Annotated in this window: 11 protein-coding genes and 2 tRNA genes; 12 read left to right on the forward strand and 1 reads right to left on the reverse strand. The window is 72.9% G+C overall.

The genetic code is table 11. The features are described 5' to 3' along the window. Positions 1 to 179 precede the first annotated feature (179 nt). The 7 genes from OIM89_RS13110 to OIM89_RS13140 all read left to right on the forward strand — a co-directional run bounded on the left by OIM89_RS13110 (position 180) and on the right by OIM89_RS13140 (position 6,343). Complete coding sequence (locus OIM89_RS13110) at positions 180 to 671, forward strand: GNAT family N-acetyltransferase (protein ID WP_030699859.1); 492 nt, start codon at positions 180 to 182, stop codon at positions 669 to 671. Between the two features lie 60 nt (positions 672 to 731). Then, positions 732 to 808, forward strand: a tRNA-Met gene (locus tag OIM89_RS13115). Positions 809 to 1,217: 409 nt separating this feature from the next. Next, positions 1,218 to 1,808, forward strand: a complete 591-nt coding sequence (locus OIM89_RS13120) for a TetR/AcrR family transcriptional regulator (RefSeq protein WP_030699860.1) — start codon at positions 1,218 to 1,220, stop codon at positions 1,806 to 1,808. Positions 1,809 to 2,224: 416 nt separating this feature from the next. Next, positions 2,225 to 2,602: a hypothetical protein gene (locus tag OIM89_RS13125; RefSeq protein ID WP_030700127.1), complete on the forward strand. Its 378-nt coding sequence runs from the start codon at positions 2,225 to 2,227 to the stop codon at positions 2,600 to 2,602. A gap of 144 nt (positions 2,603 to 2,746) precedes the next feature. Beyond that, a complete protein-coding gene (locus OIM89_RS13130; protein WP_030700126.1) occupies positions 2,747 to 3,337 on the forward strand; it encodes a carbonic anhydrase in 591 nt (196 codons plus the stop codon). An 8-nt stretch (positions 3,338 to 3,345) separates the two neighbouring features. Beyond that, the gene (locus tag OIM89_RS13135; protein ID WP_264491288.1) at positions 3,346 to 4,854 is read left to right on the forward strand and encodes a SulP family inorganic anion transporter; all 1,509 of its coding nucleotides are present in this window, start codon (positions 3,346 to 3,348) and stop codon (positions 4,852 to 4,854) included. A 208-nt stretch (positions 4,855 to 5,062) separates the two neighbouring features. Next, entirely contained in the window at positions 5,063 to 6,343 is a 1,281-nt protein-coding gene (locus OIM89_RS13140) for a hypothetical protein (RefSeq protein WP_264491289.1), read from the forward strand. 70 nt (positions 6,344 to 6,413) lie between these two features. Here OIM89_RS13140 and OIM89_RS13145 read toward each other — a convergent pair. Beyond that, positions 6,414 to 6,487 (reverse strand) — tRNA-Thr (locus OIM89_RS13145). A gap of 252 nt (positions 6,488 to 6,739) precedes the next feature. On the opposite strand from OIM89_RS13145, the gene OIM89_RS13150 reads away from it, so the two are divergent. From OIM89_RS13150 to OIM89_RS13170, 5 genes are all read left to right on the forward strand, one after another. Continuing rightward, positions 6,740 to 7,873, forward strand: coding sequence for an ABC transporter ATP-binding protein (locus OIM89_RS13150; RefSeq protein ID WP_030698268.1), 1,134 nt, complete (start codon positions 6,740 to 6,742; stop codon positions 7,871 to 7,873). A gap of 185 nt (positions 7,874 to 8,058) precedes the next feature. Then, positions 8,059 to 8,469 carry a hypothetical protein gene (locus OIM89_RS13155; protein WP_030698269.1) on the forward strand — a complete coding sequence of 137 codons (411 nt, stop codon included), beginning with the start codon at positions 8,059 to 8,061 and terminating at the stop codon, positions 8,467 to 8,469. Beyond that, complete coding sequence (locus tag OIM89_RS13160) at positions 8,466 to 9,215, forward strand: nucleotidyltransferase family protein (RefSeq protein WP_195730622.1); 750 nt, start codon at positions 8,466 to 8,468, stop codon at positions 9,213 to 9,215. The genes OIM89_RS13155 and OIM89_RS13160 overlap by 4 nt, the downstream gene beginning before the upstream one ends. A gap of 211 nt (positions 9,216 to 9,426) precedes the next feature. After that, the gene (locus OIM89_RS13165; RefSeq protein WP_047465853.1) at positions 9,427 to 10,767 is read left to right on the forward strand and encodes a hemolysin family protein; all 1,341 of its coding nucleotides are present in this window, start codon (positions 9,427 to 9,429) and stop codon (positions 10,765 to 10,767) included. Next, the gene (locus tag OIM89_RS13170; protein WP_030698272.1) at positions 10,764 to 11,786 is read left to right on the forward strand and encodes a hemolysin family protein; all 1,023 of its coding nucleotides are present in this window, start codon (positions 10,764 to 10,766) and stop codon (positions 11,784 to 11,786) included. The genes OIM89_RS13165 and OIM89_RS13170 overlap by 4 nt, the downstream gene beginning before the upstream one ends. Positions 11,787 to 11,831: the final 45 nt, after the last annotated feature.

Here is an 11,831-nt window from a genome sequence, read left to right on the forward strand (position 1 = left end):
GGAACCATCCCGCAGGACCGGCGCGCCCGGCAAGCCGCCCCCACCGCGAACCACCCCTTCCCGGCCCCGCGGGCCCTCCCGCCGCCTGCGAAAACCACTCGCCCCGGCCCGCGCGCCCCCGCAGAATTCCTGACCGCACCTCTTCCCCACCCCACTCCGCCCCACCGAACGGACCCGCCGTGCCCCTCGCCTCCGCGCTCCCGGCCCGCCACGACCGCACCGGCCGCCTCGTCACCCTCGGCCCGGTCACGGATGCCAACTGGCGGGCCGTCGCCGACCTCGCGCCCCACGACGACCAGCGCCGCTTCGTCGCCGCCCTCGGCGCCCGCTACCTCCTGCTCTCGCTCCGCGAGGAGGTCTGGACCTCGCTCGCCGTCGAGGCGGGCGGCCGCACGGTGGGCCACCTGATGTGGGCGTACGACGCCGACGAGGACGCCCACTGGATCGGCGGCATGCTCGTCGACGCCACCGAGCAGGGCCGGGGAGTCGGCCGGGCCGCGCTGAACGTCCTGCTCGACCGTTTCGCCACCGACCCCGGCTGCCGTGAGATACGCCTCTCCGTCCACCCCGACAACACCTCCGCCCTCCGTCTCTACACCGCCCTCGGCTTCCGCCCCACGGGCCTGCTGGAGGACGACGAGGCCGTGCTCGCACGGACACCCTCGGCCTGACCGCCGGATCACGGGTGGTCGGGGACCACCCCGGCACTCGTGTACGGTGGGGTCTACCGACGCGGGGTGGAGCAGCTCGGTAGCTCGCTGGGCTCATAACCCAGAGGTCGCAGGTTCAAATCCTGTCCCCGCTACCACGATCCGGCCCCCGGGCGCGCACAGCGCCCGGGGGCCGGATGCTTTTTGCGGTGCCTCGGTCCGGGAACGGCCGCTCACCCTGCTTGTTGCGGGGGCGGGGCCCGGCGGGAGTTCGTTCCCCTCCGTCGAAGAACTCCGCGCCTCCCCCGGGGGCCCAGCCCTCTCGGTACGCCCGGCCGGCAGCACGGCGGCACGAGGGCTCCCCCGCCGCCCTCGTACCGCTCGCGCGCGCGAGCGTGGGCCACCGGCTCGTGGAGCCGTGGCGACCGACCGGAACAGTGTGCGGGAACCGGCGGAGAACTGGAACCTTTTTCTGGAATCCGTTTCCAGAAAGGGTGTTCTAGGCTGGCGTCGACCCGCTCACCCACCCGCGCCTCGCGCCGCCCACCCCCGAGGACACCTCACCCGATGAGCCCGAAGCAGCAGCGCGGCGAGGCCACCGTCGAACGGGCCCTGGAGGCCGCCCTGTTCGTCTACGCGCGCGACGGCGAGCAGGGGTTCACGGTGGGCGCGATCACCCGGGCCGGCACACTGAGCCCCGGCAGCCTCTACCACCACTTCGGCAACCTCGACGGGCTCGTCCACGCCCTCGTCCAGCGCTGGCTGGAGCGGCTGATGACCCCGCTCGCCACCGCCCTGCTGGAGGCGGACTCCGCGCGCGAGGGCATCCGCGCCGCCGTCCGCGCCTACCTCGACTTCGTCCGGGACCACCCCGACGCCGCCCTCCTCCTGCACTCGGCCACCGCCGACCGGCACGGCATGGCCCACGCCAAGGAGCTGCGGGACGCCCAGGAGGCCCGCCTCTCCCCGCTCGCCGCCTGGCTCCAGCACCGCATCGCCACCGGCGAACTGGCCGACGTCTCCCCGTCGTTGCTCGAATCGCTGATCCTCGGCCCGGTCGTCGCCACCGCCCGCCGCCACCTCACCCTCGGCGACACCGACCTCGACGAGGCCGCGCGCGAACTCCCGGAGCGGATCTGGAGCGCCGTAAGGGGATAGAGCGACCACGCTCCATTCCCCAGGCGTTCACCAAGGCAACCCCAAGGCAACCCCAAGGGGAATTTTCCGCCATTTTTCGGGGGCGGGTTCTCCGCCAGGCCCGGCATCCACCTTCCGCGCCCCATCGGCAGCCCCCCGCCCCACCCTCCCCCCCGACCCCGCATCAGCCCCCTGACCTGCCCGGATCAAGCCACGGCGCACCATATTCCGCCACGCCGTTCGAACTCATTGTGCAAATACCGGCGTTCACTTGTGCGAAATGTGTGACGAAAGAAAGAAGAGGCATCGGTCACCGTCAGAACTAAAGAGCGAGTAAAGGGATGAGGGGCGTTCCTTTTCACATCGGGTTAACTTGGCAATCGCTTTACGCTGTTAGCGTTTTGTCGATGCCGGGCCCGGGACCGGAAGGAGGCACCGTGCGCTTCACCCTCAGCCGTTTCGCCGGCGCCCTCCTGGCCGGCCTGCTCCTGGCCCTCCCGTTCACCGGCCCGGCCACCCCGCCCGCCCCCGCCGCGCACGCCACCCACGACCAGGCTCCGGTCCAGGCGGTGGAACCCACGTACGCCGGCTGCGGCACAGGCGAACGCACCGGTGAGATCAGCGCCTTGCGTCACACCCGCGACCGGCACCGGGCCCCCGCGGGCGCACCCGGCGACGGGCCCGCCCGCGCGATCCTGCCGAACCGGTTCGCCACCCCGTACGCGACGGCCGTCCGCGCCCCCTTCCCGGACGCGCACGCGCCGAGAACGTCCGGCGTGCACGAACCCGCGGCCCTGCAAGTCTTCCGCTGCTGAGCCGACCCGCGGCACCCCCCGGACGCGCCCCCGCGCCCCGGCCGGCACCCCCTGGTCACCGACCCGGGGCCATCCCGGCATGCCGCCAGCGCCACCCTCACATCCGCACCGACGCGCCCCCCGGCGCGCCAGGAGGAACCACTGATGCAGCCCCTCATCGATCACGCCCGCTCGTTCCGCCGCCAGTCGGCCGAGCGCCCCGAGGAGTTCGCCCGGCTCGCCCAGGGCCAGTCCCCGCAGGTCCTCTTCATCACCTGCTCCGACTCGCGGGTCGTCCCCGCGCTGATCACCGGCGCCCGCCCCGGCGAGCTCTTCGAGCTGCGCACCGCGGGCAACATCGTCCCGCCGTACGCCTGCCAGCCGCCCACCGGCGAGGCCGCCACCATCGAGTACGCCGTCGAGGTGCTCGGCGTCGCGGACATCGTCGTCTGCGGCCACTCACACTGCGGAGCCGTCGGCGCCCTGGTCCGCGGCGACGACCTGACCGCCGTCCCCGCCGTCCGCGACTGGCTCGCCCACGCCGCCCCGCGCCCCGAGGGCCCGGTCGAGGACCCGGCCGTCGGCGGCGCCGTCCAGAACCACGTCCTCACCCAGCTGCTCCGCCTGCGCTCCTACCCCTGCGTCGAACGCCGCCTGGAACAGGGCACGTTGCGGACGCACGGCTGGTACTACGAGGTGCACACCGGGTCCGTCCTGGCCCACGACGCCCACGCCGACCTCTTCCGGGCGCTGTGAGGCCCGCCGTGGAGAAGACCGCCCGCTTCCCCCACCTGCGGCAGGACTTCGCCGCCTCCCTCGTCGTCTTCCTGGTCGCCCTGCCACTCTGCGTCGGCGTCGCCGTCGCCTCCGGGGTCCCGGCCGAACTCGGCCTGGTCACCGGCATCGTGGGCGGCATCGTCACCGGCCTGATGCGCGGCAGCAGCCTCCAGGTCTCCGGCCCCGCCGCCGGCCTCACCGTGCTGGTCTTCGAGGCCGTCCAGAACTTCGGCCTCGCCACCCTCGGCGTCCTCGTGCTCGGCGCCGGGGTGCTCCAGCTCGCCATGGGGCTGCTGAAACTGGGCCGTTGGTTCCGGGCCATCTCGGTCTCCGTGGTCGAGGGGATGCTCGCCGGCATCGGCCTCGTCCTCATCGCCGGCCAGCTCTACGCCGCCGCCGGGCTCAAGGCCCCCGCCGCCGGACTGGACAAGATCACCCACCTGCCCGGCGCCCTGGCCGGGGCCCTGACAAGCTCCACCGCCCTCGTCTCCCTCGCCGTCGGCGCCGGGACCGTCGCGGTGATGGTCGGCTGGAACCACCTGCCCCGCAGGTTCCAGGCCGTACCGGGCGCGCTGGCCGCCGTACTCCTCGCCACCGTCGCCTCGCTCGTCCTCAGCCTGCCCGTCGCCACCGTCGAGGTACGCGGCCTGCTCGACTCGATCCAGCCACCCGGCGCCGGCGCCTTCGGCCAGTTGGCGAGCCTGAGCCTGCTCGGCACCGTCCTCGCCTTCACCCTGATCGCCTCCGCCGAGTCCCTGTTCAGCGCGGCGGCCGTGGACCGGATGCACGACGGCCCCCGCACCCGCTACGACCAGGAACTGGTCGCCCAGGGCGCCGGCAACACCGTCTGCGGCCTGCTCGGCGCCCTGCCCATGACCGCCGTCATCGTCCGCAGCTCCGCCAACGTCCAGGCGGGCGCGCGGACCAAGGCATCCCGGGTCATGCACGGCGTCTGGCTGCTCCTCTTCGCCGCCCTGCTGCCCGGCGCCCTCGCCCTGATCCCGCTCCCCGCGCTGGCGGGCATCCTCGTCCACGCCGGGTGGAAGCTGATCCCGCTCCGCTCCTTCGTCCCGCTCTGGCGCGAACACCGGGGCGAGGCGGTGATCCTGGCGGTCACGGCCCTCGCCATCGTCACGGTCAACATGTTCGAGGGCGTCCTCATCGGCCTGGCCCTCTCCGTCGCCAAGACCGCCTGGACCGCCTCCCACGTCAAACTGGAGGTCATAGACAAGGGCGCCGGTCCCGTCCAGGCCCACCTCTCCGGCAACGCCACCTTCCTCCGCCTCCCGAAAATCCTCGACAGCCTCGAATCCCTCCCCCAGGACCGCCCGGTCGAACTCAACCTCTCCGGCCTCCACCACCTCGACCACGCCTGCCGCACCGCCCTGGAGAACTGGGCGGAACGACACAGCACTTCGGGGACGGAGCCGGTGCGGATGACGGCGGTGGGCGAGGGAGAACCCCCGGAGCTCAGGACAGGCTCCTCGCCGGACTGACCCCAACGTCTCGGGCGACGCCCCTTCTTCGCCCCGCAGCACCACCGGTCCCGGTCCCCCTGCGCCCGTCGGCGCAGGGGGACCGGGATCACTCGATCGGCCCCGTCCCGGTCGTCGTCGGCCCACGCAGAGGCTAGGAAGGCTGGTAGTCCGCGGATGCCTGTGCAGCAGCGCCGAACTGAGACGGCGCTCGAAACGGAAGGCAAACATGACGACGGAATCGGAAGACCTCACGTCCGGCATATCGGCCCAAGAGCTCGCGTCCGGCGCGGCGGAACCGTCGACGGCGCACCCCACGCCGGAAGACGCCCCCGGCGCCCGACCGGCCGGCGCACAGCCGGAACAGGACACCGTCGCCCCCTTCGAGGCGCCGGAGCGCGAGCCCGCCGCCCACCCCGTCGACGGCCTGGTCAGAACAGCGGTCACGACGCGGTCGGTGCCGGAGATCGTCGACCTGATCCGGCTGCTGGAGCAGTCGCCGAGCGGGGTGGAAGCCGCGGAGGAGATCCTGCGCACCGCCGCCGTGGAACGGCCCGTGGACGACGTCTCCGACCTGGTCGCCCTGCTCTCCCGGCCTCCGCAGCCGGTCGAACGTGCCGACGAGGCGATCCACCTGGCCGCCGCGGAACGGCCGATCGACGACGTCAGCGATCTCGTGGCCCTCCTGCACCGGCCGCCCCACGACTCCCACGCGGGAGAGGAAGCCGTCCATGCCGCCGCCACCGGGCTGACGGTCGAGGAACTGGCCGAGCTCATCGACCGGTTGGAGACCGAACGCGTGGCACGGGCGGGAACCGGGGCGACGCCGGCTCCCGACGCCCTCCCGGCCGAGCCCTCGGAGGGGGAGCCGGCCGGCTCCCCCCTGCCCGACGGCGACTCCATGACCACCGCTCACACCGAGGGCACGGCCACCGTCGCCGGGACGACGGAGGCACCGACCATGGACGCCCCCACGGCACGGCCCGCGCCCTCCCTCACGGACGGACGCCGCCGCCCGCCCTCGCGCCCCCGGCAGGGGCCGGAGGCGTCCACGGGGGACCGGCAGGCCGCACCCGCCCCAGCGCTCCCCCTGTGGCTGCGCTGGACGACCGTCGCCGCGCTGCTCCTCTGCGGAGTGACGCACTTCCCGTTCCAGCGGACAGGTCTGCCGGCGAGCGCGTACGGACTGGCGGTGGGCATCGCGGTCCTGTGCCTCCTGCTCGGGGCCGGCACGCTCCTGCGCCGGGTGCTGCCGGTGCTGATCGCGAACATCCTCCTCATGGGTTCCCTGACCGCGGCACATCCGCTCGCCCCGGCGACCGGCCCCCAGGCCCTCACCTCCGCCCTGGAACCCGGCGGCACGCCGGCCGTACTGCCCGCTGCGGTGGCGGGGGTCCTCTCCCTGCTGGCCCTCACGCTGCTCCTCACCCGGGGCCGCTCGCGCGAGGGCGGAACAACAGAGCCGGCTGCCGGCTCCCGGAACCTCCGCGCCCACCGCGACCGGCGGTGACCCCCCGGGCGCATCCCCCAAGCACGCGACAGGCCCAGGTCGGAGCGGTTCCGACCTGGGCCTGTCCATGAGCCCCCTGTCGGATTCGAACCGACGACCTACGCATTACAAGTGCGTTGCTCTGGCCATCTGAGCTAAGGAGGCGTGCCCGTGCAGTGTACCCATCGCGGGGGCGGGGCCCGGGTGGGTTCCCGGGGGGATGCAGGCGGGATCGTTACCGCTCCGAGCATGATTCTTCTTCTTCGGCTACTGACAGAATCCCCGCGACCGGGTAGCTTCCAGGTGGTTCACCTCGGTGGACTGGACCAATCACCCGCCGCGGGAGTCCCCGGGGCGGTTCACCTTCTTTACTCGGATCGTCCGGCACGTTCCTGCCGGTGAAGGGGGCCTGTCACCATGGCCACGGTTACGTTCGACAAGGCGACGCGCATCTACCCGGGCTCGGAGAAGCCCGCGGTGGACCAGCTGGAGATCGAGATCGCCGACGGGGAGTTCCTCGTCCTGGTCGGTCCCTCCGGCTGCGGCAAGTCCACCTCGCTGCGGATGCTCGCGGGACTGGAGGACGTCAACGGCGGTGCCATCCGCATCGGCGACCGCGACGTCACCCACCTGCCGCCCAAGGACCGGGACATCGCCATGGTGTTCCAGAACTACGCGCTCTACCCGCACATGACGGTCGCCGACAACATGGGCTTCGCCCTGAAGATCGCCGGCGTCAACAAGAGCGAGATCCGCGCCAAGGTCGAGGAGGCCGCGAAGATCCTCGACCTCACGCCGTACCTGGACCGCAAGCCCAAGGCGCTCTCCGGCGGTCAGCGGCAGCGTGTGGCGATGGGCCGCGCGATCGTCCGGGAGCCGCAGGTCTTCCTCATGGACGAGCCGCTCTCCAACCTCGACGCCAAGCTCCGCGTCTCCACCCGCACCCAGATCGCCTCGCTCCAGCGGCGCCTGGGCATCACCACGGTCTACGTCACCCACGACCAGATCGAGGCCATGACGATGGGCGACCGGGTGGCCGTCCTCAAGGACGGGCTGCTCCAGCAGGTCGACTCGCCGCGCAACATGTACGACAAGCCGGCCAACCTCTTCGTCGCCGGCTTCATCGGCTCGCCCGCGATGAACCTCATCGAGGTGCCAATCACCGACGGCGGCGTGAAGTTCGGCAACTCCGTGGTGCCGGTCGGCCGGGACGCGCTGAAGGCCGCCGCCGACCGCGGCGACACCACCGTCACCGTCGGCGTGCGCCCCGAGCACTTCGACGTGGCCGAGCAGAACGGCGCCGCCGCCGACGCGCTCACCAAGCAGAGCTCGGACGCCCCGGCCGGCCTCGCCGTCACCGTCAACGTGGTCGAGGAGACCGGCGCCGACGCCTACGTCTTCGGCAGCGTCGACCTGGACGGCGGGTCGAAGGACCTGGTCATCCGCGTCAGCAGCCGGGCCGTCCCGGAGAAGGGCTCCACCGTGCACGTCGTCCCGCGCCCGGGCGAGCTGCACGTCTTCGCCACCTCCACCGGCGAGCGCCTCAGCTGACCGCACCCCCGCACGACACCCGGCAGGGCCAGTCCCCCGCGACACGCGGGCGGACCGGCCCTGCCGGCGTTTTCCCACGCCTTCCCCACCAACCGTCAACTTCACACCCGGAAAAACCCGAGCGCCACAACTCGATCGAGTGACTAAATGTCGCCAAATCATCACTTGACGCTACTCTCAGGCGCGTGAACCACACCGCTCGCCGCATCGGCCGCTCCCTCGCACTCGTCCTCCCCGTCGTCCTGGTGCTGTCCGGGACGTTCGCGGTCTCCCACGTCAACTGGTCGGGAAACCCGGCCGACTCCGTCCTCACCGCCTCCTCCGAGGACGCCTCCGTCCCGGCCAAGCCCCGCGCCGCCCACGACGTGCTGCGCGACAAGCTGCTCCTGGAGCTCCAGGAGAAGGACCCGGGCGAGGCGCTCACCTCCCTCCAGCGCGCCGTCGACCGCAAGCCCTCGCTCGCCCGGCACTGCGTCTCGCTCGCCCGCGCCCTCGGCAAGGCGGCCGTGAAGACCTACGGCGCCACCCGCGCCCAGTCCTTCGCCCGGCCCGTCTGCGACACCTCCTTCGCCTCCGGCGTCGCCCAGTTCGGGTGACCGCGCCCGCCCCCGCCCCGCAGCCCCCGCCGGCCGGGCCCACGCAGGCGGTCGTCCTCGCCGGCGGGCAGGGCACACGGCTGCGCCCGTACACCGACGACCGCCCCAAACCGATGGTGGAGATCCCCGGCACGGGTACGCCGATCATCGGCCACCAGCTGGCCTGGCTCGCCGCCGAGGGCGTCACCGACGCGGTGATCTCCTGCGGGCACCTGGCCGGGGTGCTCCAGGAGTGGCTGGACGCCACCGATCTGCCCCTGCGCGCCCGCACCGTGGTCGAGGCGGAACCGCTCGGCCGGGGCGGCGCCCTCAAGTACGCCGCCACGCGCCTGCCGGACCCCGGCGCGCCCTGGTACGCCGCCAACGGCGACATCTGGACCCGCTTCCCGCTCGGCGAGATGGCCGCCTTCCACACCGAGCGGGACGCGCTGGCGACCCTCGCGCTGGCCCGGCCGCGCATCCCCTGGGGCGCCGTGGAGACCGACGCCTTCGGACACGTCACGGACTTCGTCGAGGCGCCCCCGTCGCCCTTCCACATCAACGCGGGCGTCTACGTCTTCGCCGCCGCCTTCGCCGCCCTGCTGCCCGAGCGCGGCGACCACGAGCGGACCACCTTCCCGCGGCTGGCCCGCGAGCGCCGCCTCGCCGGGTACCCGATCCCGCAGGGCGCGTACTGGCGGGCCATCGACACCGCCAAGGACCTCACCGAGGCCGCCGCCGAGCTCTCCGCGTACCCCGGCCGCTGAGCCGGACGGCGGAGCACACGCGGCCGTCCCGCGCAACGACGTACACCACACGCCCAGGCGGGAACGCCCCACCCGTCCCAGGCGTTCCCTGGGGACCGACCCAGCTCATAAGGAGAGAAAGCGTGTCCGCCAGTCCGACGGACCCTCCGGGGCACAGTCCCCGACCATCCCGCCCTCATCATGATCAAGGCACTCGGCGGGGTGGTGTTCGATGAGTGCCGCTCTCGGCCTGCTGGCCGTCTTCGTCCTGACCGCCGGCACCGGCTACTTCGTCGCCCAGGAATTCGCCTACGTCTCCGCCGACCGGCTCAAGCTGTCCCGCGAGGCCGAACAGGGTGACCAGCGCGCCAAGCGCGCCCTGAAGGTGCTGGAACGCCTGTCGTTCATGCTCTCCGGAGCACAGCTCGGCATCACCGTCACCGGCCTGGTCGTCGGCTTCCTCGCCGAACCGTCCGTCTCCGCGCTGCTGCGTCCGGTCCTGACCGGCGTCGGCCTGCCGGACGCGGCCGTGCCCAGCATCTCGGTGATCCTCGCCTTCGTCCTCGCCACCGCCGTCCAGATGGTCCTGGGCGAGCTGGCGCCGAAGAACCTCGCCCTCGCCGTCCCCGAACGGCTGGCGAAGTCCCTCGCCGCCTCCACCCTGCTCTACCTCAAGATCGTCGGCCCGCTGATCCGGATCTTCGACAGCTCCGCCAACTGGCTGCTGCGCAAGGTCGGCATCGAGCCGGTCGAGGAGCTGCACCACGGCGCGACCCTGGAGGAACTGGGCCACCTGATCGGTGAGTCCCACCAGCAGGGCGAGCTGCCGAGGGACACCGCCCTCCTGCTCGACCACGCCCTGGAGTTCTCCGAGCGCCCCCTCAAGGAGGTGCTGGTGCCCCGCGCCGACACCGTCTTCGTGCGGTACGACGCCCCGGCCACCGAGGCGGTCGACCTGATCGCCCGCCACGGCCACTCCACCTACCCGGTCCTCGGCGACCACCCCGACGACGTCACCGGCGTGGTCGGCGTCCGGGAGCTGATGCACCTGTCCGAACCCGCGCTGGCCGCCACCACGGCGGGCGGGGTGGCCCGGCAGCCGCTGCTGCTCCCCGAGATGCTGGCGCTGCCCGACGCGGTCGAGCGGATGCGCGAGGGGGACGACGAGTTCGCGGTCGTCCTCGACGAGCACGGCGGGGTCGCCGGCATCGTCACCTACGAGGACATCGCCGAGGAACTGGTCGGCGACATCGCCGACGAGTCCGACCAGGTCACCGACGTGGCCGCGCCGGACGGCACCGGCTGGCTGGTGGACGCCCACCGCCGCCTGGACGAGGTGGCCGAGGCCACCGGCGTCGAGCTGCCCGAGGACGAGGCGTACGAGACGGTCTCCGGGCTCATCGTGGACCGCCTAGGCCGCTTCCCGGCCATCGGGGACCGGGTCGGCGTACCGGTGGAGGACGGCCGCGAGGCCGTCCTGGAGGTCCGCACCCTGGACCGGCACGTGCCGGACCTGGTGCGGCTGGAGGTCGCGCCCGCCCCGGCGGCGACCGCTGAAGGGAGCGAGGCATGAGCTTCGGTCTGGCCATGTTCGTGACCGTGCTGCTGCTGATCGGCAGTGGCTTCTTCGTCGCCGCCGAATTCGCCCTGGTCGCCGCCAAGCGGCACCGGATGGAGAAGGCGGCCGCCGAGGGGAAGCGGGGCGCGGCCTCCGCGCTCGCCGGGATGAAGGAGCTGTCCCTGATGCTGGCCGGTGCTCAGCTGGGCATCACGGTCTGCACCCTGGGGCTCGGCTCGGTCTCCAAACCGGCCGTCTCCCACGCCCTGGACCCGGTCCTGGAGAGCTGGGGCCTGCCGGCCTCGCTCAGTTACGGGGTCGCCTTCGCCGTCGCCATGATCGTGGTGGTCTTCCTCCACATGGTGGTCGGCGAGATGGCCCCCAAGTCCTGGGCGATCGCCCACCCGGAGACCTCGGCGATGCTGCTGGCCCCGCCGTTCCGGGGCATCGTGACGGTGGTCCGCCCGCTGATCTGGGTCATGAACCGGATCAGCAACGCGCTGGTACGGCTCTGCCGGGTCACCCCGCGCGACGAGCTGGCCGAGGTCCACAACCGCGAGCAGCTCACCCACCTGGTGGCGGAGTCCCGGCGCCTGGGCCTCATCAGCGAGGACGACTCGGAGCTGATCACCAGCTCGCTCACCGAGCCGCTGAGCCCCGTCGAGGCGCTCCAGGTCCCGGCCGAGCGGATCGTCTCCGTACCGGCCGGGGCGGACGCCGAGACGATCCTGGCGACCGCCTCCGCCCACGACCGCAGCCGCCTGGTGGTCCGCGACGGCGACCGCTTCATCGGCTCGCTGCACGCCCGGGACGCGCTCATCACCCGCGCCCGGGGCCGTAAGGCGACCGCCCGCGCGCTCGCCCGGCCGCTGCCCGCCCTCACCGAGGGCGACACGGTCGGCCAGGCGATCGAGCTGCTGCGCCAGCGGCGTGCCTCGCTGGCGCTGGTCCAGGACCGCGAGGGCCGGGTCACCGGCCTGGTCTCCCTGGACGACCTGCTGGCCCGCCTGCTGCACCCGCAGGAGGCGGCCTGACGGACCGTCCGGCCCCACCGGGCCGGACACCCCGCACACCGCGAA

It is taken from the genome of Streptomyces sp. BI87, assembly GCF_025957665.1.
Classification (GTDB): domain Bacteria; phylum Actinomycetota; class Actinomycetes; order Streptomycetales; family Streptomycetaceae; genus Streptomyces; species Streptomyces albidoflavus.

Bases quoted from the DNA above. Each gene is read 5' to 3' on its own strand.
- OIM89_RS13120 (WP_030699860.1), top strand. From the start codon at position 1,218: ATGAGCCCGAAGCAGCAGCGCGGCGAGGCCACCGTCGAACGGGCCCTG.
- OIM89_RS13130 (WP_030700126.1), top strand. From the start codon at position 2,747: ATGCAGCCCCTCATCGATCACGCCCGCTCGTTCCGCCGCCAGTCGGCC.
- OIM89_RS13140 (WP_264491289.1), top strand. From the start codon at position 5,063: ATGACGACGGAATCGGAAGACCTCACGTCCGGCATATCGGCCCAAGAG.
- OIM89_RS13150 (WP_030698268.1), top strand. From the start codon at position 6,740: ATGGCCACGGTTACGTTCGACAAGGCGACGCGCATCTACCCGGGCTCG.
- OIM89_RS13165 (WP_047465853.1), top strand. From the start codon at position 9,427: ATGAGTGCCGCTCTCGGCCTGCTGGCCGTCTTCGTCCTGACCGCCGGC.
- OIM89_RS13170 (WP_030698272.1), top strand. From the start codon at position 10,764: ATGAGCTTCGGTCTGGCCATGTTCGTGACCGTGCTGCTGCTGATCGGC.